Genomic DNA, 21,552 nt, shown 5'->3' with positions numbered 1-21,552 from the left:
CCTGCTCCGCGTGTGCCTCTTGTCGTTTTTGAAACTCCCCGAAGCCGCTCCTGCAACCAGGCCGATCACCACCGCCGTGCCGAAAGGCGCACGTCAGTCCGACGACGGCGCATAGCCCTGCAGCGCGGTGCGCACCGCATACAGCGTGTCCATTCTTGGCACCGGGTGCAGCAGCCGTTGCAGCACGCGACGGTGCTGCGGCAGGCGCACCCAGTCCTGGCCCTGCAGCCACAATTGCGTGCGGATCATCTCGGCGCGTTCCTGCCGGCTTTCCGCCGACGGATGCAGGCGCTGGCGCAGAGCATCCAGCACCTCGCGGCCCGAACGCGCCCACTCGATGCCCGGCAATGCCGGCAGCCACAGCTGCGAGCAGGACACCGCGGTCAGGTCCAGCCCGCGCGCGCGCAGCCGCAGCAGCGGCGGGCACTGCGCACGCAATTGCGCGAGTACCGCCGGCGGAATCGACGCGCGGTAGTAGCGCAGCATCAGCCGCAGCGGCGGCCACGCCCACCAGGCATCGGCGCCGGTCACGACCTGCCAGTCGCTGGCGCGCATGCGCAGGGCGAGCAGGGCCAGGTCGTGCAGGTGCATCAGCCGCAGGCTGCGGCTGCATAGCCCGCCGGCCGCGTGCAACACCAGGTGGCGCATCAGCGCACCGTTGCTCGGGTAGGGATTCAGGCCGGGCATGCTGTCGTGCGTCAGGATCCGCTCACCGAGATCGACCGTGCGCAGCGGCAGGCGCTCCTGGAGGCGCACGTGCAGTTCGATGTTGATCGGCGTGTCGCGGTGCTCGCCCAGCGCCGGCACGGCCTGCGCCTGCGCCGGGCGGAAGGTCTGGTGCTTCCACTGCGCGAACTCGGCCACGTAGCCCAGCGCGCCGAGCAGCGTCGCGGCGCGCTCGGCCTCCTCCGGGCGCACCAGCAGGTCGATGTCGGCCATCGGTCGGTCGCCCGGCCGATACAGGCCTTGCGCATGCAGCGCCGCGCCTTTCAGCGGCACGATCGCCAGGCCGGCGGTCCGCGCCAGCGCGTCGATCCGCTGCAGCAACGCGGCGATGCGCTGGTAGCGATGCGCCACATGTTCGCGCTGTGCGTCCAGGAACGCGCGCCAGCAGGGGTCCGGCCACTGCGAGCGCTGGCCCAACAGCGGCGCCACGCCGTGCGCGACCGCCGCCGCCGCGGCCAACTGCCAGTGCAGGGCGCTCCAGTCCGGCATCGGCGCACCGGGGCGCGCCAGTTCGTGCGCCAGGGTTTCGGTGGTCAGGCGCAGGCCGCGGCCGATGCGCCGCAGCGGTAGCTGCGCAGGCGCCTGTGCCGATGCCGGCAGATCGACCGTGGCGGCCGGAGACGATGGCGTTGCGTTCATGAGCGCTGCACCAGTAGTGGGATGCGGCGGCTGCCGCCAGCGGCGACCGCCTTGGCTGCCGGCGCTGGCGCCGCGTCGGTCCGATGCTGCGCCGCGCGCGCGATCAGCGCCGCCCAGTCGGCTTCCAGTACCGCCCAGTCCCGCGCATGCGCCTCGGCAGAGCGCGCAGCCTCGCGGCATTGCAGCTCCACCTGCCGGTGCAGCAGGTCGCGTACCTGGCGGTAGAACGCCGAGTCGTAGGCGCCGCGGAACATCATCGCCAGGTCGTCGCTGTCCTGCCAATGCGTCTTGCGCCCGAGCTGGTCCTTGACCTGCTGGTAGAACACGGTGCCGGGCAGGGGATAGGACACGCTGACGCCGATGTCGTCCGGCCGCGCCTGCGCCACCAACTGGCGGGTGGCGAGGATGTCGTCCAGCTGTTCGTCCAGGTAGCCCAACTGCAGGAAGAAGCCGACGCGGATGCCTTGCGCGCCCAGGCGCCGGCGCGCGGCGATCACCTCGTCCACGTCGGTGCCCTTGGTCATCTTGTCGAGGATGCGCTGGCTGCCGCTCTCCGCGCCGATCCAGGCCTCGCGGCACCCGGCCCGCGCCAGGGCCGCGGCCATGCGTTCGCTGCACAGGTCGGCGCGGGTCTGGATGGTGAAGGGCACCGAGCCGTCGGCGGCGGCCAGCGCGTCGGCGAAGTCCTCCACCCAGTCGACGTGGAAGCCGAAGATGTCGTCGGCCATCCACACATGGTCGGGCGCGACGCCGCGCTTGAGCTGGGTCATTTCCGCGGCCACGTCCTGCGCCTCGCGGCGCTTGTAGTGATTGCCCCAGATCGGCTTGGCGCACCAGTTGCAACGGAACGGGCAGCCGCGCGAGGCGGCCATGTTCAGGCTGAAATGGCCGTGCCGCTGCTGCCAGAACGCACGGTAACGCGCGATGTCCAGCAAGTCCCAGGCCGCCGTCAGCGACAGCCGCGGATCCGGCGGCCGCGCGCCGATCTGCGCGCGTTTGAGTTGCGGCAGCACCGCGCTGGCGACCTCGGTCAGGCCCGCCACCCAGCGCGCCGGGTCGATGTCCGGTTGCGCCTGCAGGCGCGCCACCAGCTCCAGCAAGGCCGCGATGCCTTCGCCGATCAGCACCGCGTCGGCACCGGCGGCGAGGAACGCCTCCGGATGGTCCGACGCGTCGGAGCCGGCGACGATCACCCGGCTGCCGCCGGCGCGCGCCTCGGCGATCATCCGGCACGCGGCATCGCGCATCCGGCTCAGGCACATCTTGGTGAGGAAGTTGAAGTTGTCCTCGTAGAACACCACCAGGTCCGGCCGCTGCGCGCGGACCGCACTGCCATAGTCCTCCACGTCCTCGGCCAGCATCGCGTCGAACAGCGTCACCGCGTGCCCGTGCTGGCGCAGCAGCGCCGCTACCTGCAGCGTGGCCAGCGGCGGATACGGCTTGCCGCGTTCCCACTGCTTCGGGTCGTAGCGCAGGAAGTAGGAATGGCTGACCTGGATCTTGAGCATCGGCGGAAGGTCTCGTTCGGCGCCGCGGGGGAGGGGGCGCATGCAGCGGTGGCCGCGCGCAGGTGGCCGTGGCGGTAGGTGCCGGGGCTGCGCCGTTTGGTTGCGCGCCGCGCCGGCGCAACCTTTGGCCGCGGCAGGCGCACCCACGCTGCATTCCCTCACGCGACTGTTCTCCAATGCAGCGATCGACTTTGCGGGCCCTGGACGTGGAGGCGAGCGACCACGCCGCGCCTGTCGTCGCCGTCGGCGGCGCCTGCGATCCGTTCCATACCCGGCTGCGGCGCCCGCACACGCTCAGCAAGCAACTGCTCGGTGGCCGTTTCCACTTCGAGAGCAACAGTCCGGCGCTGCTGGCGTTGGTGGAAGCGGCATTCGGCGCGGTGCCGGCGCATCGCCTGCCGGAAAGCGCCGCGTTCCGCATCGAACTGACCCTGGTGGACCGCGCCGATGCGCCGTACGCACTGGCGCTGGAGCCGCCCCCGGTGCAGACCCATTCCGGCGCCGGCGTGCTGAGCGGGGTGATCGACGCGCACAACTACGTGGTGCTGGTGCCAGAACAGGGCAGGGCACTGGTGATGGTGTCCGAGGACATGCTCGCCCACACCTATCACGTGCGTTACGAACTGATCGAGTTCGCGGTGTTCGTGCTCGCCGCGCGGCGCATGGGCCTGGTGCCGCTGCACGGCGCCTGCGTCGGCCGCGACGGCCGCGGCGTGCTGCTGCTCGGCGGCAGCGGCGCCGGCAAGTCCACCCTGGCCCTGCACAGCCTGCTGCGCGGGCTGGAGTTCCTCGCCGAGGACGCGCTGTTCGTCGCGCCGCAGTCCCTGCTCGCCACCGGCATCGGCAACTTTCTGCACCTGCGGCCGGAATTGTTGCGATGGCTCGACCCGCAGACCCGCGGGTGGATCGCTGCGGCGCCGATCATTCGCCGCCGTAGCGGCGTGCGCAAGCACGAAGTGGACATCCGCCAGGGCGACGGCCGCCTGGCGCAGGCGCCGTTGCAGTTGGTCGCGGCGGTGTTCGTCTCGGCCACGGTGGCGGCCGATCCGCAGCGGCTGCTGCGGCCAGTCGCCAATGTGGAGGTGGCGGCGCGCCTGGCCGCGGACCAGCCCTATGCCGCGGGCCAGCCGCAGTGGCCGCTGTTCGCCCGCCAGTTGCAGCGGCTGGGCGTGTACGAGTTGCAGCGCGGCACGCATCCGGAGGCCTCGGTCGATGCGCTGCAGACGCTGCTGGCCTGAGTCGCCGCGTCGCGCGACGATGCCGGCAATGAGGGGCGCTGGCGCGCGTGCGCATTGGTTGCGCACGGCATCGATGGTCCACCGCGCGGACGCTCGCCGATGAGTGCGCGTCCGGATCCGGCCTCGCACTTGCTGCGCGCCTTCATCGCCGTGCTCGGCCGCGGCGAGCGCCTGCGCATCGCCTGGTACGTGCTGCTGTCGCTGCTCGGCGCGGTGGCCGGTGCCGTCGCCGCGGTCGCGCTGGTGCCGCTGGTGCAACCCGGCCATGTGCTGACCCTGGCCGGCCACGCCTTGCCGTTGCCGCATGGTTTCTTCGCGCAGACCCTGCTGTTCGTTGCCGCCAGCGGCGGCTTCGCCCTGCTGCGCTGGTGGGGCACGCGACTGGCCGCGGACCTGGCCAGCCGCCATGCGCTGGACCTGCGCCGGCAGGTGCATGCACGGCTGCTGCAGGCGCCGCTGCCGGCCCTGGCCGATGCCAGTTCGGCGGAGATCGCCAACCTGCTCACCTACAACGTCGAGATCGCGGTGCAGGGCTTCAGCGCGCTGCTGCAGTTGCTGGTGGCGGCGATCACCGCGGCGGTGAGCCTGGCCGCGGCGTTCCTGGTCTCGCCGATGCTGGTGCTGGCGCTGCCGCCGCTGCTGGCGCTGGGCCTGCTGGCCTTCCGCATCGCCGGCCACGAACAGGCCCGGGTCAGCCGCCAGTACGTCGCCGACATGACCCGCTTGTTCTGGCTCAGCGAGGATTTTCCGCGGCGCCTGCGCCACGTGCGCTCGTTCGCGTGCGAGGCACGCGAGCAGGAGGCCTACGAGACGATCGCCGGCCGGCTCGCCTACGGCTACGCGCGGCAGCAGGCGCTGGTCGCCTCCGGCCGCCTGCTGCTGGAACTGGCGGCCGTGGCCGCCATCGCCGCGATCATGCTGCTGGCCGGGGTGTGGCATGGCATCGACCGCGGCGCACTCATCACCGTCGGCCTGCTGCTCGGGCGACTGCTGCCGTACCTGGTCTCGACCCGGCAGAGCGTGCAGCAGTTGCGCTCGGCCGCGCCGGCACTGGCGCTGTGGCAACGCTATGTCGCGCTGGGCACGTCATCGCCTGACGCGCCGACCACGGTGGCGGCGCCGGCGGCTGCAGAAACAGACACAAGGTTGCCGTCGGCGGCGCCGATCGAAATCGAACGCATCGGCCTGGCGCCGCCGCTGGTTGCAGTCGCCTTGCGCGACCTGGTCCTGGCGCCGGGCACCCTGACCCTGATCAGCGGCCCGTCCGGGGTCGGCAAGAGCAGCTTGATGGATGCCCTGGCCGGCATGGTCGCGCCACCGCAGTTCGCCGCCCACTGCGACGGCCACGCCCTCGACTTCGCCGGCTATCGCGCCGCACTGCACCCCTTGGCCTATGTCGCCCAGGGCGTGCGGCCCTGGCACCACAGCGTGCGGCAGTGCCTGGCCTGGGCGGCGCCGGCCGCGAGCGAGGCGGCGATGTGGGAGGCCTTGCGCGACGTCGGCCTGGCGGCGCGTCTGCACGGCGACACCGGCCTGGACACCGCCGCGCACGGCGCCGGCGCGCGCCTGTCCGGCGGCGAACTGCAGCGGCTGCTGCTGGCCCAGGTGCTGCTGCGGCAACCGCGCGTGGCGCTGCTGGATGAAGCCACCAGCGCGCTCGACGCCAGCGCCGAGCAGCAGGTCTTGGGCACGCTGCGGCGCCGGCTGCCGCATACCGCCCTGGTGGCGGTCTCGCACCGTCTCGGCCTGTCCGCCATCGCCGACCAATGCGTGATGGTGCAGCGGGCAACCGTGGCGCCGTTGCTGCTGGCGGACCGCGCGTCCTGAGCGCGTCGGCAACGGCCCGCGCGGCCCGTGCCGGCGCGGATGGCCACGCTCCTTTCGCCATATGCACGTCCGATTCGCTAAAGTGCGCCGCTTGGTTCGCAGCGCATCGACGCCCTGCGCCCGATCCGGCGCGGGGCAGGCCGCCAGTCGCGGGCGAGGGCGGCAGGCGCAGCGCGATCGCCAGGAGCCAGCCTCGGATCGACATGATGACCAGCGGTGCCCGTGAACTGTTGAAGTGGATCGCCCTGGTCCTGATGACCGGCGACCATGTCGCCAAGGTGTTCTTCGGCGGTTATGTGCCGGTCGTGTCCGAACTCGGCCGCATCGCCTTTCCCGTGTTCGCCATCGTCCTGGCCTACAACCTCGCGCAGCCCGGCGTGGACGCACTCAAATCGTTCCGCCGGCTGCTGCTGTGGGGCATCCTGGCGCAACCCGCGTATGGCCTGGCCTTCGGCTTCTGGTTTCCGTTCAACATCCTGCTGAGCTTCGCCCTGGCCAGCGTTGCCATCTGGAGCATCCAGCATCGGCAGTGGGTGCTGCTGGGCATGTGCAGCGTCGTCGCGCCGCTGCTGGTGGATTATCAATGGTCCGGCCTGGCGCTGGTGCTGTCGGCCTGGTGGCTGTTTCGCGCAGCGGTCGACGCGCGGGGCGGCGCATCCGCGGCGATCGTGCCCAGCGCAGTGGGGGCGTGGGACGGACGCGGCCTGCGACTGATCCTGGTCACGGCCGGCTTCGGCCTGTTGTGCTGGTACAACCGCAACGGCTGGGCGCTGCTGGCGATTCCGTTGCTGGCAGTGCTGGCGCCGCGCAACGTCCAGGTCCCGCGGATGCGTTGGGTGTTCTACGGGTATTACCTCGGACATCTGACGCTAATCGCAGTCCTGGTGAGGGTATTGGCGGCGTAGTGCGTGCGGAGGCGGCGAGGCCTCCCAGGCTTTCTCGATTGACGCAAGCCACACCGCCAAGACCGTCGCTCTACCCGGGCCCGGCCGCCCCACCCAGACGCACGGGCGTTCGCTAACCGCATGAAGCAAAGCCCCGCAAGTGGGGCCTTGTCCGGATGGAGGCGATGTCACGCGTAAGCCACGCCGGTCGCACTCACCCCTACGGGAGATCGCACTTCATCTTTCCATCCACGTAATAGGGCTTGGGAACGTCCGGATTCTGGCTGGTCTTCTCGAACACCACCTCGAACGAGTTGGAATCCGGCGTGCCCTTGCGCGATGTGCAGGCGTCCTGCAACTTCTTCTTGACCGCCGCGATACCCGCTTCGCGGTCGGCGCCATCGGCGCTGTTGGTCAGATTGGCGACCTCGGCGAAGACCGGCGAGGCGAGGCCCAGCAGGCTTCCAGTGAGCAAGAATGCGTGCAGCGTCTTCATGGCGTCTCCTTGTTTTTGATGTCCGTACGCAGTTGGAGGAGCACTTCTCCGCACCGATGGCATCGCCTGGCGCAGCGGGCGCCTTCCAGCGCGAGGCCAGGATAGGGAGCAGCGGTTAAGGCTTCGTCGGGATGGCCGCGGCACCAGATGACAACACCGTCCGACAGAGCACCGAAGCGCTTCGGTGCGCAGCTTCACACGCCGGCCGATGACGTGATGAAACACGTACCGGCCCGCCATCTGCTCGACCTTGAAGACACAAGCCTCCAGCGCGACAGCACACGCTATTCGGTCCGCGGCGCCTCGTAGTTCTGGCCAGGCTGCAGCGTCGTCACGTAGGGGCCGTTCCAGTCGCGGTCGAAGATGCGCGTCAGCGTGTCGGCCGGGCCCTTGCCCTTGACGAACACCGAGGCGTCCACCGCGGTGTTGAAGTAGCTCCATTCCCAGTTGCCGGTGCCGATGACGCTGCTGCGGTCGTCGGCCACCGCATACTTGGCGTGCTCGACCCGCGCATACGGGATGAAGCCTTGCGGCGCCGGCGGCAGGCGGCTGAACTTCACCGTGATGTTGGGCAGCGCGGCCAGGCTCTTCAGATACGCCTGCATCGGTTCGCGCAGCGCCCAGTCGGCGACGATGATGTGCACCTGCACGCCGCGTGCGGCGGCATCGCGGATGGCGCTGTCGACCGGCGTCCACCAGCCCTTGGGCCCGAAGCTGCGGATCGCCGAGAGCGTCATCACCTGGATGCGCAGCGCCTGCTGGCTGGAGCGGATCATGTCGACCAGCGCAGGCTCCTCGGCAGTCACCCAGGCCGGCTGCAGCGCCGGCGGGCTGAAGGCGGGGAAGGCGATCAGCGGCGCGGCGCTGCCGGCATCCAGCAGTACCGGATCGGTGGCGGTGGCCGGGGCGAAGTCCGGCGGCTGCACGCCGCGTGCCTGCGCCTTGGCCAGATTGCCTTCGTCGGCCAGGCGCCAGCTGTAGTCGAAACTGGCGGCGAAGGTCTTGGCGAACCGTGCGTCGTCGATGCGCGCGCCGATCTCGTGGATCTGCTCCAGCGCCCGCCAGTCCCAGTTCTGGCTGCCGACGAACACGCTGGCGTCGTCGACGATCATGTACTTGGCGTGCAGCACGCCGCCGGTCAGCGTGTCGACCGGCAGCACCCGCACGGTGATGCCGGGCACCTTGCCCAGCCAGGCGACGCTGTCCGGGTTTTTCGCGAGGAACGTATGGTCGACCAGCAGGTGCACCGCCACGCCGGCGCGGGCGCGTGCGGCCAGCGCGTCGAGGACCGGAGTCAGGCCGGTGCCGGGCTTCTCGGAGATGTAGAACGCGGCGATGTCGATGCGCTGCCTGGCGCCATTGATCATGGCCAGCCAGGTCGGCTGGGTGCGCGGCACCCCGGGCTCTCCATAGACGCTGGCCTCGGGCACGCTCTCGACGATCTGGAACTGCGAGGGCTGTGGCCGGGCCTCAAGCCCAGTCGCTGCCGAGAGCAGCAGGCAAGCCAGCGTGGTGGACAGGACGCGACGCGCGCGATACGCACTGGCGAGGGAAGAAAGACGCACGTTGAGGGTCCTTGCGGAAGCTGGGAAGTGGATGCCGGACGGCTGTGCGCGTGCATGCTACCGGCAGCAGCCGTGGCTGGGCAGCCCGCGGCTGTCGCGTACCTGTCATAGAGAGGCGCGTGTAGCGAACGTGATCCGGACGGGAAGGCCAGGGCCGTGCGCGCCGACAGCGCGCCAGGGTCCGGGATGCCGCCGGTGCGCGTCAGTCGCAGCGGCCGCCACTGGCCTGATGACCTTGGGCGAGCAGGGGATCAAGACATCGCCTCCCCTCCGTATGAGCACGCCGCGGCCAGCGCCACTTGCGGTGCGGCCTTCGGCAGCAGACAGCCGCCGACGTTGCACCCCACACCCAACCACCGCGGCAGCCGAGGATGACGGCTCAGCCGCGACCGTCGGCGAATGCCGCCTGCGCCTGCGCGAACCACAGCAGCACCTGCTGGCGATGCGGCTCGCCCCAGCAGCGGACGAACTGCTGGGTGTGATGGTCGGTGGGGTCGTTCAGCGCGGCGATGCGTTGCGCGATATAGGCCGGGTCGAGGCGCAAGCCGCAGTCGACCTCGATGCAGTGGCGCCAGGCGGTGTAGCTGTCGGGAATGATGGAAGACACCATGGAAGTCCTTGAAGTTCGGCGCCCATCGCGGCGCCTGCCCGCCGTGCGACGGACTTCTGTCGTGGTCGCAGGCGAACCGCGGCTGACTGACGGCAGCGGCCGGCTTGCATCCATGTGATTATTCACTAATGTTATAGTGTAACTCAACCGATGCAATGCATATGCGACCTGGCATTTCCCTGATCCTGTTGCTTCTTTTCGCCAGCTCGCCCGCCACCGCCGCGGTCCGCCACCACGGCCCGCACGTGCACGGCCAGGCCAACCTGGAGGTCGCCGTGGATGGCACGGCGGTGGAGGTTCAACTCAGCGCGCCGGGCATCGGCATCCTCGATTTCGAACATCCCGTGCGCGACGCCAGCGAGCGCCAGCGCCTGGCGGCCGCGGTCGCCACCCTGCGCGGTGCCGGCTGGTTGCAGTTCCCGGTCGCTGCGGCCTGTTCGCTGCGCAGCGCGCAGGTCACCACCGAGGGCTACGCCGTGGCGATGGCCGATCCGGACGAACCCGGCCACAGCCATGCCGAGTTCCACGCCCGATACGCGTTCCACTGCGCGCAGCCGGCACGGCTCGACCACCTGCAGGTGCTGCTGCCGCAGCGTTTCCCCGAGCTGCACACGGTGCTGGTGGACGTCGCCACCGCGGCCGGCCAGGGCCGCACCGAGGTGGTGCCCGGGCAGACCCGGGTGAAGCTGCCGGAATGAGCCAGCAGCACGTTGTCGAACTGACCGAGGTGCGCTTCGGCTATGCCGGCGCCGCCGCGCCGGTGCTGGACATCGCCGCGTTCGCGCTGCCGCGCGGGCAGCAGGTGCTGCTGCGTGGCGCCAGCGGATCGGGCAAGAGCACCTTGCTGGCGCTGATCGCCGGCGTGCTGCAACCCACTGCCGGTTGCGTGCGCGTAGCCGGGCAGGACCTGGCGGCCTTGCGCAAGGCCGCGCGCGACCGTTTCCGCGCCGACCACTGCGGCGTGGTCTTCCAGCAGTTCAACCTGCTGCCGTTCCTCAGCGCCCGCGACAACATCGCACTGGGCCTGCAGTTCTCCGCGCGCCGCGGCCGGCTGGGGCCGGGCACGCGGGCGCTGGACGCGGAGATCGAGCGGCTGATGGTCGCACTGGGCCTGGACGTGGCGGCGCTGTGGTCGCGACCGGCCGCGCGCCTGAGCGTCGGCCAGCAACAGCGCGTGGCCGCCGCACGCGCATTGATCGCGCGCCCGCCGTTGCTGCTGGCCGACGAGCCCACCTCCGCCCTCGACCCGGTCGCGGCGCAGGCGTTCCTGCAATTGTTGTTCGCCGAGTGCCGGCAGGGCGGCACCAGTTCGATCGTGGTCAGCCACGATCCGTCGATCGCACCGCTGTTCGACGCCCAGATCGACCTGGCCACGCTCAACCGGGCCAGTGCCGGAGGCGTGCGATGACCCTGTTGAAGCTGGCCCTGGCCAGCCTGCGCAGCCGGCGCCTGGGGGTGGCCTTGACCGTGCTGGTGATCACCCTGAGCGTGACCCTGCTGTTGGGCGTGGAGCGGATCCGCACGCAGGCGCACGAGGGTTTCGCCAGCACCGTGTCGGGCACCGACCTGATCGTCGGCGCGCGCTCGGGCCCGGTGAACCTGTTGCTGTATTCGGTGTTCCACATCGGCGACGCCACCAACAACGTGTCGTGGAAGAGCTACCAGGACCTGAGCGCGATGCCCGACGTGAAGTGGGCGGTGCCGCTGTCGCTGGGAGATTCCTATCGTGGCTATCGGGTGGTCGGCACCAGCACCGGATTCTTCGAGCACTATCACTACGGCGCAAAGCATCCCCTGGCATTCGCGCAGGGCAGGGCGTTCGACGACCTCTACGATGCGGTGATCGGCGCCGACGTCGCCGCCGCGCTCGGCCGCCACCTCGGCGACGAGATCGTGCTGACCCATGGCACCGGACGGATCAGCCTGGCCACCCATGCCGACAAGCCGTTCCGGATCGTCGGCATCCTGCGCCGCACCGGCACGCCGGTGGATTCCAGCGTGCTGGTCTCGCTGCAGGCGATCGAGGCGATCCATGTCGACTGGCATTCCGGCGTGCGCCTGCCGGGCCACCACGTCAGCGCCGCGCAGGCGCGGGCGATGGACCTGACCCCGGACACCATCACCGCCTTCATGCTCGGCCTGAAGACCCGCATCGCCACCTTCTCGGTACAGCGGCGGATCAACGAGTACCCGGAGGAAGCGATGCTGGCGATCATGCCGGGCGTTACCCTGCAACAGCTGTGGGGCACGCTGGGCACCGCCGAAGGCGCCCTGCGCATGATCGCCTCGCTGGTGGTGCTGCTCGGCCTGGTGTCGATGGTCGCGCTGCTGGTGGCCACGCTGCAGGAGCGCCGGCGCGAGATGGCGATCCTGCGCGCGGTCGGCGCGCGGCCGCGCGACATCGCCTGGCTGCTGCTGTTCGAGGCTGGCCTGGTCACCGTGGTGTCGTGCGCGCTGGCACTGCTGGTGGTGACCGCGGCCAGTTGGCTGGCGCGCGGCTGGGTGCTCGATCATTTCGGCCTGGCGATCAACCGCATCGCGCCCAGCGCGACCGAGTGGGGCTGGCTAGGCTGCGTGCTGCTGGCCGGCGTGCTCGCCGGCATCGTGCCGGCCTTGCTGGCCTATCGCCGCACCCTGGCCGATGGCCTGTCGCCGGAGCTGTGAGCATGAGCCGCTGGATACTTCCCTTGCTGGCGCTCACCGTGGTGTGCGGCTGCGGCCGGCAACAACCCGTGGCCCCGAAACAGCCGCAGCAGACCGCGGCGGCGCAGCCGGCACCGATCGCCGAGGCGGCCATCAACCCACCGCTGGGCGAGCCCGACGCCGACGGCTATCGCGAACTGGACTGGAGCGCGATGCTGCCACCGGCCGAACTGAAGGCGCTGGAAAACAGCGACGAAGCGCCGGTCAACCACACTGGCAAGCAGGCGATGCCGCAGACCGGCACCTACAACACCGTGGCCGCCGTGCTGGGGCGCAAGGTGCGCCTGCCGGGCTACGTGGTGCCGCTGGACAGCGACGACGCCGGCCGCGTGCGCGAGTTCCTGTTCGTGCCGTACTACGGCGCCTGCATCCACGTGCCGCCACCGCCGCCGAACCAGATCGTGCATGTGCGCCTGGACAGCCCGATCGACCCGCCCGACATGTACAGCCCGTTCTATCTGACCGGCCAACTGCGCGCCGAGACCCTGCACGGCGAACTCGCGGGCACCGCTTACACGATGGAGCAGGCCCGCCTGCACCCCTATGAAAAAGGCTGACCGCCATCTCCCGCTGGCCGCGGTGCTTTGCCTGCTCGTGGCCTGCCACGGCGACGGCGACGGCGGGCAGCACGGCACCACGTCGGCACGAGCGCCGGCGGCCACGCAGGCGACCACACGCGCGACCACAGCAGCCGACGGTGTCCCGGACACCGTCGAACGCTGGGAACAACTGGCACCGGCCAACGACATCTACCAACGCCCGCCGCCGCGGATCAACGCGGCGTGGCGCGGTGACGCCGCGGTGATGGATCAGGCGGCGCCCGTCGACGATGGCCCCTCGGTGGTCAACGGCATGCCGATCGACCATTCCGGCACCCAGCGCGCCGCGCAGTTCGGCTCGTCGCAAGTGGTGAAAGGGCTGGAAGGCAAGCGCTTCGCCCTGGACGGCTACGTGGTGCCGCTGGAAAGCGACGACCAGGGCAAGGTCAGCGAACTGCTGTTCGTGCCGTTCTATGGCGCCTGCATCCACGTGCCGCCACCGCCACCGAACCAGATCCTGCATGTGGTGCTGCGCACCCCGATCGACGTCCCGGAGCTATGGGATCCGTTCCACCTGCAGGGGCGGTTGCATCTGGCCACCTTCAAGGGCGACATCGCCAATGCCACCTATGAGGCAGAGGACGCGTCGATCACCCCGGTGCAGGGCTGAGTGCGCAACTCCCCACGCTTGAAGCCGCCTAGCTTGCGTGTGACCGTGCTCGCCGTATGCGCGATCGCCCTCGGCGGGGGCGGCATCCTGCTGATGGTGCATGCGCACCGGCAGGCGGCCCCCACGCAGCGCACTGCGACCACCGCGGCCCGGCCCCCGATGGCTCCCGCGTTCCATGTCACATCGCTGCCCGACGATGCGGCCGGCAAGCGCATCATTGCGCTGCTGCACAGCGACCCCGCATTCGCGCGCGATGCCGCGTTCCTGATCGCGGCCAGCGTGCGCGAACGCTGCGCACCAGCGCATGCCGGCGAGCTGGCGAAGATGGCCAACCGCGCGCGCCTGCCGGTGCTTGCCGCGACATCCGACGTGACGACACGCGAACCCGACCTGGACCAGCCGATCTACCAGGCGATCCAGCGCATCGCCGCCGCCGCACCATGCGGCCGCGCGCTCGACCTGACAGCGACTGGCCTGCCGTTGCAACTGGACCCGGAACGCTACGCAGCAGCGTTCCCCGACAGCTACTACCAGCCGACGCTGGACAGCGTGCCGCACGAATACGCCGGCCAGCCATTGGGCATCCGCGCGGCACAGGAATGCCAGTCGATCGCCTACGCGGTGCTGCCGCTGGGCCGGGACGGCTGGCAGTGCAGGGCGCTGTGGTCCGGCATGCGCCCGCGGATCGTCAAGGCCTGCGAGCAGGCCCGCAGCGAAGCCGGGCAGGGGGCTGGTGAGGCGATTCCACCGGAGGTCGCGAACCGGCTGACGCCGGTGGTGGCTGGCTTGTTGGAGAAATTGCCGGAAGCCTGCCGCTGAAGGCTGCTGCTCAGTTGCGGCGAGCGGTGAATCGCGGCAGACACTTTCCGGAGCCGGGTTGGATCGGTAACGGCGATCAGGGGTGTTTATCCGGGGCAGAGTAACCGTCTGCTTCCCGCCGATAGCAGACGCGCTGGGTGCCTGACCATTGTCTACGACACTCCGGGCGATTCAGCCACTGGCATCGGGGACTGCGGTCTTCTGCGTCATGCGGATGATGACGAACTCGGCCGGATAAACCGGCGCGATACCCACATCGATGTACATCTGCCCCTGCGCACGTGTCTCGGGCGGGTTGTTGGAGGCGTCGCAAGTCACGAAGAACGACTCGGCCGCGGTGGCGCCGAACAGTCCGCCGGCCTGCCACAGCACGGTGAGGAACGCGCCGACGTCACGGGTGACCGATGCCCAGGTCTGCACATCGTTGGGTTCGAACACCACCCATTGCAGGCTTTGCTTCAGGCTCTGCTCGATGTAGATGCAGAGCCGGCGCACGCTCAGGTAGGTCCAGTCGCTGCCGGGCGACGCCAGCGTGCGCGCTCCCCAGATCACGTTGCCGTAGCCGGGGAAGTTGCGAATGGCGTTGATTCCCTGGGGATTGAGCGTGTCCTGGTCGGCGTCATTGATCTGCGCGTCGAGCCGTACCACACGCAGCAGCGCGCCGTCGACGACGCCAGCGGGCGACTTCCAGACCCCCACGTCGTTGTCGGTGAACGCGTAGCGTCCCAGCACCGGCCCCGACGGCGGCATCGGGACCCTGGCGCCGGTTACCGGGTTGGAGATCCAGACCCAGGGGTAATAGAGCGCGCCATAGCTGGACTGCAACGCGGGTGCGGTGGTGCTGCCGGCTTTGAAGCTGCTGATGCCTGCCACGGTCTGGTCGAACGGCGGGTCGCAGACATAGAACAAGTTGCGCATCGACGCGCCCTCGCAGAACAGCAGCGCCGCACTGATCAAGGTCGCCTGCTGCGGGACACTGGGTAGGCCGCCCGCATCGGTCGCGTTGACCGTATCGGGCATTGCCAGCAGGCTTGCATCCTGAAGGTTGGTCAAGGTGGCCGTCGCACTCTCGAAATCCCAGGTCGCCGCTGCGCCGCCTTGCAGCGGCGTCGCCTTGCTGCTGTTGGGGGGACGTGTGTTGCCGGTTACCACCGCGCGCACGAACATCGAATTGGCGTTGATCGCGGCGGGCAGGGTGGTGCCCATGCTGCTGGCCGTATAACCGTTGTAGGTTTCCAGCACGTAATAGGATTGACCGAGGATCGACTGCAGCGCGAGGTTGTTCTGCACGATGTAGGCTTGCAGCGTGGCTGTGGCCGCGCTCGCTGCGCTCAACGATGCCGAGTCGACGACGATGCGGAGATTGAAGGAATCCGATACCGCGCTGTCCGGACCGCTGGCGTTGCTGATAGTGAAACCGAGCACGTTGGCCCAAGGGCCTGGCGTGACAGCGCTCAGCTTGATGCCGCCAGCGTCGGCGCTGGCCTGTTTGCCGGTCCCCTTGGTGTCGGCGACACGGACGATGTAGCACGCCGTTCCGCCCGCGTTGAAGAACTCGAAGACCGCCCACGACACCATGCCGTTCCAGACCAGGCCGCCGAATCGATGTTGGTAGGCGCCCCAGCTGGTGATCAACGTAGGCTGTTGGCTGGGACCGAACTCGGTCACGCCTACGAACACGGCGGTCGAGGTGGAAGCGCCCTGGATGGTGTGGGTGCCTGGAATTTCCTCGATGTAGACGCCTGGAGGATAGTGGTTGCTCGTCAAGGTCGTGCTCTCTCAACAGCCGACGCAGTTCGGTAGCCACGTATTGCACGGTCGTGGTTTGCAGTCAACGTGGTGCAGTTACCCCGACAGTTGGCCGATCTTGTCGACGAATCCGGGACGGTTGTCGGGACCAATTGATGCGTTTGTTGGGGTGGCTGGGGCAAATCATTGGCTGCAATCACTTGGGGGATGAGGCGGTGATTGACGACAAGAATTCGCCGCAGATTTAACTGATTGAATAATTGGGATTTTTCCTGGCGAAGGGGCGAATCCTTAGTAGGATGAGTCGAAGACAAGTCGCCACATTCGCGGCGAACTTCGCTCAAACACCACCAACTTAAGTCTAGTGCCGACAAATAGCCCCGGAGTCTGCGTTGGCGACGACAATCTGCCCCGCAGTTCTATCTGCGTGGCCGCGAGGCGGCAGGGCGCGACCGCCTCGACGGAGGGACGGTCGCTGTCTTGGCCGTTGGTATGGTGAGTGGAATGTCCACGATTCGACATCTTTCGGGTGTTGGCACCCGAAGCCAAGTGATTCGGATCTGGTCGAGATGTCCCGGTCGAGCCCGAACCTCGATCGATGGCAGCCACCAGCTCACGCTGCTCTTCACACCGCTTTGGAGATGTCCGCGGAGCACCAAATCCAGACCTTGGGCGTAGCCGCGTCGGATCAGGCATTCGAGTGCGCGCAACAGGCAGTCTCGCCCGGCAATCTGTTCCAGAGCGTGACTGCGCGCCGCCTGCAGTGATCTGGCTTGGTCGTCCAGCTCGAGGCCACAGGCCGCGATCACGCGGTCGATGAGGCGGCCGCACAGTTGTAGCATTTCAGGCTCGATCGCCGACAGGTTCAACCATATCTCATTGCTACGAGCAGGGCTGTGCGGTGCGATGAAACAATCAGGACGGGCGTGGACATTGTCGCGCAAGGCCACCTTCGCGTCCAAGCCATGGAAGGTGACCAACTCCAGCGGGGTTTGGACATCCGCGGGAAGTCCACGAACTACCTCTTCGCTCACTTCGCTTAGCATCGCAAGCACACGCGCAGGAAGTGGAACGTACGTCATCGGACGTTCCGAGCCTAGCAGGCACCAGGCCCAGCACTGGCGCCTATCAAGTTCGGCGAGTCCCGCCGCATTGAACTCTTCAATCTCAAGAGCAGTGGCATCCGGCAGCAGTGCGTCCGGGAGCGCCGCCTGGTGACGGTAGTGCTCGCGCCATCGGGAATCGCGATCGGGAGCCACCAGATAGCGAGTGGTGCGCTGGTCTCGGGCCCAAAGCCAGTAGGCTTGAAGCCAACCCTCTGCGTGCAGCGACGGAAATCGCCGCATCTGTGCCGATGCCACATCGACATCGAACAGATCGAAGCCGCAAGGGCAGGCACCCATTTGCTCGGGACCGCCGAGCAGCGGAAACAGTGGACGGTGGCAGCGCGGGCAAGACTCGATCAATTGCTGACCGTGCCAAGGACACTCGACGATTGATGGCAGCTGAAACGCGGCCGTGTGGTATCCATGTTGCGCGCACTCTGGGCACTGTCGAACCGGGGCCGGTCGATCAAGGGTGCCGGAGGTCTGGATCGGCGACCAACTCTCAGGGAGCCAATGCATTCTGGCGTACGCCGGGTCGACGCCTGCGGCCGTGCACAGGGCCATCTGTGCGCGGCCGGGGCGTTGAACCTGCACCAACAGGTTGATGTCCTTCCTCAGCCGGAGGCCGAGAGAGGAAACCAGTTCGCGCGGCTCCAATGCCATCAGGCGGCACACGCGAAGCAGCAGCCCGTACCCGGACAGGTGCGGGTAGATGTCGAAGTCGGCCCCCAACAACGCGAGTGGCGCAGAGCTGCTGGATACCGCTTCACGTGTGTTACGCCGCCTCATCACCTGAGATCAGGTTGGCCCGAACGTACTCCAGTCGCAGGTAGCCGCTCGCAAGCAGGGCGGCGCGCACGTGTGCTGGCGTCAGTTCGTCGAAACCTCGCTCCTCAGCGGCATTGGCAAGCAGATGGCGAACGGTCAGGGCAAATGTGGCCATCGGCCAGGCATCACTGGTCGGCAACTTGTTTTCGGCCCGTAACGCGATCACGCCCTCGAGAATCAGACCCGCCTGCGCCGCTAGGCGCCAGCCACTGTCGTACGCGCCCGGGGCAAAGAACCGGGAGAACGGCATGTCCGGCGTAGGCCACGTTGCAGAATGGTCGTACCTATCCAGGGCGTGCGCGATCTCCGCCAACCCTATCAGGGGTTGGAAGGCGTGGGTCGACATGAACCAGCGCCGCAGTAGGTGAGAGGGATAGCCGGCCCAGTCGTCATGCGCGTTAACGCCGGTGGCGTCGTTTTGGCGGACGAAAACGATGAACAGGCGCAGCTTCGCATCCGTCACCTGCTCGTCGATGTCAGCGAGATAGTCGTACTCAGCCCGCGTAATGCGCTGAGCGTTGTCGATGAACATGACCATCAACGGCAGGTCGGCTTGGCCGCATCGTGTCTTGACGAAGTTTACGATCCGGTCCTTGCCGCGTTGTGGTGTCAGACGATCGGAAGTTGTCAGGTTCAGTCGAGTGTTGAGCGCGGTATAGAACGCGCCGTCGCTGCGTCGCTGTCCACTGGGCATGATCAGGCGACTGGCGACGCCGATCGGCCTATTATCGCGATCCACCAGCCATCGCGACACGTTCTGAGTGAGGTACTCCTGGGCGCTGGTTTTGCCTAAACCGCCACCGCCGTAGGCAGGGGCGCCATGGTGGTCCAGTTCGACGTTGCTGAGCACATAGTTGGCGAACGCCTCGATAGGCCGCGTGGAGATATGAAACCCGTTCGGGACGAAGATAGGGTGTTGTTCCGAAGACATGTGAGCCTCCGCACGCAAGATTGGTTAGAGCAGAAGTGAGTGGCCGTCAGTGGTCGCGCGAGCCGTCGAAGCTGACCCAGCCTCGCCGCGGTGTGGGGACGGTCAGATCGATCGCCGGCAGCGGTGTCGGTTGAGGCGGTTTCGCGCCCGACGCCTGCTGCATGCGCGCCAGTTGGTCCACCGCTTTCTGGGAGCTGGACGCCAGCTTTCGCAGGTGATCCGTGTAGGCCTCTACCGCGCACTCGCAGCCGACAAACGAGAGCCCACCCTTCAGTTTGGTCCACTGCATGGCCAGGGTACGCGTCGTCTCGTCGTGGGGGGCACGGTCCCATGGGGGCATCGCGCGGACGAAGCCGAGCGGCACGGTGGCGCTTCGCATCAGCAGCAGCGTGCGCAGGTCATGGCGGCAAATGCGTGCCAGCACGGTTCTGCCGACCAGCTCCCATCGCTCGTCCAGTTCGGAACTGCGGTAGCGCACGTACAAATGGTTCACATGCGGCATTTCTCCGGTCTTGCGGTTCCCGTGCACGACCAACGGCACCAGTACGCTGCCCATCTCACGGGCGTCCTTCTCTGGCTCGGGCATGGACAGCGCGAATGCGCGTGGTGTCTGCATCTGCAGGAACTGCAACGGGCTCAAGCTGCCGAGTGCCGGGTGCGGAGTCGCGTTGTAGTTGGCCACCAGGACATCGAGCAATTCATCGAACAGGTGCAGTTGGATTGGAAGATCGCCGGGTGCGAAATTGCTGATTCGCAGCTTGCTCTCACCCAGCCGGGTGGCTGGCTCGAATCCGCCGGGCAAGTCCCGGAGTACGCCACGCTCCAGACGCGAGAAAAGCTGCTCGACTACCGGTCGCGAACGCGGCTCATGGGCGCGCCCAAAGTAAAGAATCGCGCCGTGCGCACGTCCCATCGCGTCTTCGAAGCTAATCGAGTGATGGGCCTTGGCATTGTCCATAGCGATGCAACGAACGCGTCGACGACCGCGATCACCGGTCAGTCCGCTTGGCATTCCGGCGCCGGGGGCATACTCCAGACCAGGGATCGTCAGCTCACGGCGCGTCCAAGGGTACAGTGCCCGTGCAACGCAGCTCGCCACATCAAGGTTGTTGTAGGCGCGGCCGACCCGCAAGGTCCAGGCCAAGATCGCCCGAGATTCGATTTCCACCTCGCACAGGAACCACAACTTAGTGATCCGGCGCTTGACCACGCCACCATTGGGCAGCGCCACGCCAAGTTCGGCTTCAATGTCGACCGAGTGTGCATCGAACTCGGAACGATCAAACGGCCGTCCACGAAAGGCATCCGCGAGTACGGTGAGGGAGGGGCCCATCTCGTCCAGCGTCGGTACCGCGATGTCATCGATACGCACTTTGCGCAAGTAGCGCAGCAGCGCCCGCCGGCCCTGGTCAGGTTGATTTAGTGGATAGAACGCGTGCTGATCCAGGCGCTTGAGCTCGGCGACGATCTTGGCGAACAAACGTTCAAAGGCCTTTGGTGGGCGGCCGGGGGGAAGCTTCGTGGTGAAGCCCTCGATCCATGTCGCGATCGTAGGTTGTGCACGGAGCACTTTGCGCATTGCATGTGGCTCCGCCATGGATGGCATCTGCGGGTCATCAGTGTCGTCATTGCCCTCGTAGGTGCCCCACGGTACGCACACGCGATAGCCGAAAGGGTGTCCGTCGCGTGCGAGCTGTGGGGCGAGCCTCGCCATGCGCTTGAGTCCGCTTCGGCAAAGCCCATTGGCCTCGGCGGCGCGGGTCAAACTCATTGCCCCGGTGAGCACTGCGGTCAATGCGGCGCAGCGGCGTTGGAAGCGGTCGACGAACGCCGGTTTCATAGTAGACAGATCCGGTTTGAACCATTCCTGCAGTTGCTCGGCATCGAAGAGCTCGGTTCGGTCAGTGCGCATGGCATACCTCCACCGTCGCCTGCGCACTGCCGGCGGTGTAGTCGACCAGACGCAATCTGCCTGCATGCACCATTCCCGCGACAACGGCACGCACGCTATCGGCGTCGACTGCCAAGTGCTGGATCAGGCCAGAGAGTGTGAGGCGCGGGCGATTGGTCAGCAGAGCCAGAATCTGGTCCTGGATGGTCGAGCGCGTCACCAGGCGCTGATAGGCCCATACGTGGTGAAGCAACTCGAAGCGAACGGCGCAGTCGGCGATTGATGAGATGAGTTCGCGCTCAGTAATGTAGATCAGCCGGAGCCCATGGCGCTCTGCGGCAGCGTCGAGCGCCTCTTGGTCGCGGATGGACACGATGCCGCTGGTGCTCCCGATGGTGCCTGATGCGGGAATCGCCAAGTAGTAGCGCTCTTCGCCTTGCTTGCTCCGAGTCCAGAACGAAATGTCGATGTCTTGTCGAGGCGACAGCGCGATGCGCCGCGGGCGCTCGACGTAGGACTGCAGGTTGGGATCGAACTCGAGCTGCAGGGCCAGGGTCAGGTGCAGGAACTCGGTGACGGTTACAATGCGCGCATTGCGCGGTGAGTGGAACACGAAAAGTTCACGACGGGTGCGTTCGCTGCGAGTGAGCTTTCGCGGCACGTATGGAAGGGTGGGGTTGGTGACGTGCGAATTGGGCTTGAACTCGTCGCGGGTGGCGGCAGTACCTGCGGTCATGGCATGACTCCAGACGAATAAGCGCGAGCGCGGCCAGAGGCCACGCGATGCGGGGTGCGCGCCGAGGGCGCGCGAGGAGGAACGCTG

At 67.8% G+C, this 21,552-nt stretch carries 19 protein-coding genes; 9 read left to right on the top strand and 10 right to left on the bottom strand.

What is annotated here, in order from left to right:
* Positions 1-93: 93 nt before the first annotated feature.
* Complete coding sequence (locus tag NKJ47_RS11105) at positions 94-1,365, bottom strand: nucleotidyltransferase family protein (RefSeq protein ID WP_254457970.1); 1,272 nt, start codon at positions 1,363-1,365, stop codon at positions 94-96.
* A complete protein-coding gene (locus tag NKJ47_RS11100) occupies positions 1,362-2,873 on the bottom strand; it encodes a B12-binding domain-containing radical SAM protein (RefSeq protein WP_254457969.1) in 1,512 nt (503 codons plus the stop codon). Before NKJ47_RS11100 ends, NKJ47_RS11105 begins: the two co-directional genes overlap by 4 nt.
* A gap of 176 nt (positions 2,874-3,049) precedes the next feature.
* On the opposite strand from NKJ47_RS11100, the gene NKJ47_RS11095 reads away from it, so the two are divergent.
* The 3 genes from NKJ47_RS11095 to NKJ47_RS11085 all read left to right on the top strand — a co-directional run bounded on the left by NKJ47_RS11095 (position 3,050) and on the right by NKJ47_RS11085 (position 6,843).
* Complete coding sequence (locus NKJ47_RS11095; protein WP_254457968.1) at positions 3,050-4,111, top strand: serine kinase; 1,062 nt, start codon at positions 3,050-3,052, stop codon at positions 4,109-4,111.
* Between the two features lie 99 nt (positions 4,112-4,210).
* Positions 4,211-5,938 carry an ATP-binding cassette domain-containing protein gene (locus tag NKJ47_RS11090; protein WP_254457967.1) on the top strand — a complete coding sequence of 576 codons (1,728 nt, stop codon included), beginning with the start codon at positions 4,211-4,213 and terminating at the stop codon, positions 5,936-5,938.
* Between the two features lie 206 nt (positions 5,939-6,144).
* A complete protein-coding gene (locus NKJ47_RS11085) occupies positions 6,145-6,843 on the top strand; it encodes a TraX family protein (RefSeq protein WP_254457966.1) in 699 nt (232 codons plus the stop codon).
* 199 nt (positions 6,844-7,042) lie between these two features.
* Here NKJ47_RS11085 and NKJ47_RS11080 read toward each other — a convergent pair whose 3' ends face one another.
* The 3 genes from NKJ47_RS11080 to NKJ47_RS11070 form a co-directional block, all read right to left on the bottom strand.
* Positions 7,043-7,318 carry a hypothetical protein gene (locus NKJ47_RS11080; RefSeq protein ID WP_254457965.1) on the bottom strand — a complete coding sequence of 92 codons (276 nt, stop codon included), beginning with the start codon at positions 7,316-7,318 and terminating at the stop codon, positions 7,043-7,045.
* A 284-nt stretch (positions 7,319-7,602) separates the two neighbouring features.
* On the bottom strand, positions 7,603-8,883 hold the full coding sequence (locus NKJ47_RS11075; RefSeq protein ID WP_254457964.1) for a phospholipase D-like domain-containing protein: 1,281 nt from the start codon (positions 8,881-8,883) through the stop codon (positions 7,603-7,605).
* A 379-nt stretch (positions 8,884-9,262) separates the two neighbouring features.
* Positions 9,263-9,493, bottom strand: a complete 231-nt coding sequence (locus NKJ47_RS11070; protein WP_254457963.1) for a hypothetical protein — start codon at positions 9,491-9,493, stop codon at positions 9,263-9,265.
* A gap of 155 nt (positions 9,494-9,648) precedes the next feature.
* Here NKJ47_RS11070 and NKJ47_RS11065 point away from each other — a divergent pair, with 155 nt between their 5' ends.
* From NKJ47_RS11065 to NKJ47_RS11040, 6 genes are read left to right on the top strand one after another with little or no spacing between them, the layout of a single operon-like run.
* Complete coding sequence (locus NKJ47_RS11065; RefSeq protein WP_254457962.1) at positions 9,649-10,191, top strand: ZrgA family zinc uptake protein; 543 nt, start codon at positions 9,649-9,651, stop codon at positions 10,189-10,191.
* Positions 10,188-10,901 (top strand): ABC transporter ATP-binding protein, encoded by a 714-nt coding sequence (locus tag NKJ47_RS11060; protein WP_254457961.1) that lies wholly within the window; start codon positions 10,188-10,190, stop codon positions 10,899-10,901. Before NKJ47_RS11065 ends, NKJ47_RS11060 begins: the two co-directional genes overlap by 4 nt.
* Before the next feature lie 2 nt (positions 10,902-10,903).
* Positions 10,904-12,157, top strand: a complete 1,254-nt coding sequence (locus NKJ47_RS11055; RefSeq protein WP_343237539.1) for an ABC transporter permease — start codon at positions 10,904-10,906, stop codon at positions 12,155-12,157.
* A 2-nt stretch (positions 12,158-12,159) separates the two neighbouring features.
* The gene (locus NKJ47_RS11050) at positions 12,160-12,753 is read left to right on the top strand and encodes a DUF3299 domain-containing protein (RefSeq protein ID WP_254457959.1); all 594 of its coding nucleotides are present in this window, start codon (positions 12,160-12,162) and stop codon (positions 12,751-12,753) included.
* Positions 12,740-13,405: a DUF3299 domain-containing protein gene (locus NKJ47_RS11045; protein WP_254457958.1), complete on the top strand. Its 666-nt coding sequence runs from the start codon at positions 12,740-12,742 to the stop codon at positions 13,403-13,405. Before NKJ47_RS11050 ends, NKJ47_RS11045 begins: the two co-directional genes overlap by 14 nt.
* A gap of 39 nt (positions 13,406-13,444) precedes the next feature.
* On the top strand, positions 13,445-14,224 hold the full coding sequence (locus tag NKJ47_RS11040) for a hypothetical protein (RefSeq protein WP_254457957.1): 780 nt from the start codon (positions 13,445-13,447) through the stop codon (positions 14,222-14,224).
* Between the two features lie 171 nt (positions 14,225-14,395).
* Here NKJ47_RS11040 and NKJ47_RS11035 read toward each other — a convergent pair whose 3' ends face one another.
* The 5 genes from NKJ47_RS11035 to NKJ47_RS11015 all read right to left on the bottom strand — a co-directional run bounded on the left by NKJ47_RS11035 (position 14,396) and on the right by NKJ47_RS11015 (position 21,465).
* On the bottom strand, positions 14,396-15,991 hold the full coding sequence (locus NKJ47_RS11035; protein WP_254457956.1) for a phage tail sheath family protein: 1,596 nt from the start codon (positions 15,989-15,991) through the stop codon (positions 14,396-14,398).
* A 401-nt stretch (positions 15,992-16,392) separates the two neighbouring features.
* On the bottom strand, positions 16,393-17,868 hold the full coding sequence (locus NKJ47_RS11030) for a hypothetical protein (RefSeq protein ID WP_254457955.1): 1,476 nt from the start codon (positions 17,866-17,868) through the stop codon (positions 16,393-16,395).
* Positions 17,855-18,838, bottom strand: coding sequence for an ATP-binding protein (locus NKJ47_RS11025; protein WP_254457954.1), 984 nt, complete (start codon positions 18,836-18,838; stop codon positions 17,855-17,857). The genes NKJ47_RS11030 and NKJ47_RS11025 overlap by 14 nt, the downstream gene beginning before the upstream one ends.
* A gap of 46 nt (positions 18,839-18,884) precedes the next feature.
* Positions 18,885-20,750, bottom strand: a complete 1,866-nt coding sequence (locus NKJ47_RS11020) for a hypothetical protein (RefSeq protein ID WP_254457953.1) — start codon at positions 20,748-20,750, stop codon at positions 18,885-18,887.
* The gene (locus tag NKJ47_RS11015) at positions 20,740-21,465 is read right to left on the bottom strand and encodes a hypothetical protein (RefSeq protein WP_254457952.1); all 726 of its coding nucleotides are present in this window, start codon (positions 21,463-21,465) and stop codon (positions 20,740-20,742) included. Before NKJ47_RS11015 ends, NKJ47_RS11020 begins: the two co-directional genes overlap by 11 nt.
* Positions 21,466-21,552 lie beyond the last annotated feature (87 nt).

The sequence above is a fragment of the Xanthomonas sacchari genome, assembly GCF_024266585.1.
Lineage (GTDB): Bacteria > Pseudomonadota > Gammaproteobacteria > Xanthomonadales > Xanthomonadaceae > Xanthomonas_A > Xanthomonas_A sacchari_C.
This window is presented reverse-complemented; position numbering and strand designations above follow the sequence as displayed.

Excerpts from the sequence above, each read along its gene's own strand:
- NKJ47_RS11045 (WP_254457958.1), top strand. The coding sequence starts at position 12,740 with ATGAAAAAGGCTGACCGCCATCTCCCGCTGGCCGCGGTGCTTTGCCTG.
- NKJ47_RS11050 (WP_254457959.1), top strand. The coding sequence starts at position 12,160 with ATGAGCCGCTGGATACTTCCCTTGCTGGCGCTCACCGTGGTGTGCGGC.
- NKJ47_RS11080 (WP_254457965.1), bottom strand. The coding sequence starts at position 7,318 with ATGAAGACGCTGCACGCATTCTTGCTCACTGGAAGCCTGCTGGGCCTC.
- NKJ47_RS11070 (WP_254457963.1), bottom strand. The coding sequence starts at position 9,493 with ATGGTGTCTTCCATCATTCCCGACAGCTACACCGCCTGGCGCCACTGC.
- NKJ47_RS11060 (WP_254457961.1), top strand. The coding sequence starts at position 10,188 with ATGAGCCAGCAGCACGTTGTCGAACTGACCGAGGTGCGCTTCGGCTAT.
- NKJ47_RS11085 (WP_254457966.1), top strand. The coding sequence starts at position 6,145 with ATGACCAGCGGTGCCCGTGAACTGTTGAAGTGGATCGCCCTGGTCCTG.
- NKJ47_RS11095 (WP_254457968.1), top strand. The coding sequence starts at position 3,050 with ATGCAGCGATCGACTTTGCGGGCCCTGGACGTGGAGGCGAGCGACCAC.
- NKJ47_RS11105 (WP_254457970.1), bottom strand. The coding sequence starts at position 1,365 with ATGAACGCAACGCCATCGTCTCCGGCCGCCACGGTCGATCTGCCGGCA.
- NKJ47_RS11100 (WP_254457969.1), bottom strand. The coding sequence starts at position 2,873 with ATGCTCAAGATCCAGGTCAGCCATTCCTACTTCCTGCGCTACGACCCG.
- NKJ47_RS11015 (WP_254457952.1), bottom strand. The coding sequence starts at position 21,465 with ATGACCGCAGGTACTGCCGCCACCCGCGACGAGTTCAAGCCCAATTCG.
- NKJ47_RS11065 (WP_254457962.1), top strand. The coding sequence starts at position 9,649 with ATGCATATGCGACCTGGCATTTCCCTGATCCTGTTGCTTCTTTTCGCC.
- NKJ47_RS11090 (WP_254457967.1), top strand. The coding sequence starts at position 4,211 with ATGAGTGCGCGTCCGGATCCGGCCTCGCACTTGCTGCGCGCCTTCATC.
- NKJ47_RS11025 (WP_254457954.1), bottom strand. The coding sequence starts at position 18,838 with ATGTCTTCGGAACAACACCCTATCTTCGTCCCGAACGGGTTTCATATC.
- NKJ47_RS11030 (WP_254457955.1), bottom strand. The coding sequence starts at position 17,868 with ATGAGGCGGCGTAACACACGTGAAGCGGTATCCAGCAGCTCTGCGCCA.
- NKJ47_RS11020 (WP_254457953.1), bottom strand. The coding sequence starts at position 20,750 with ATGCGCACTGACCGAACCGAGCTCTTCGATGCCGAGCAACTGCAGGAA.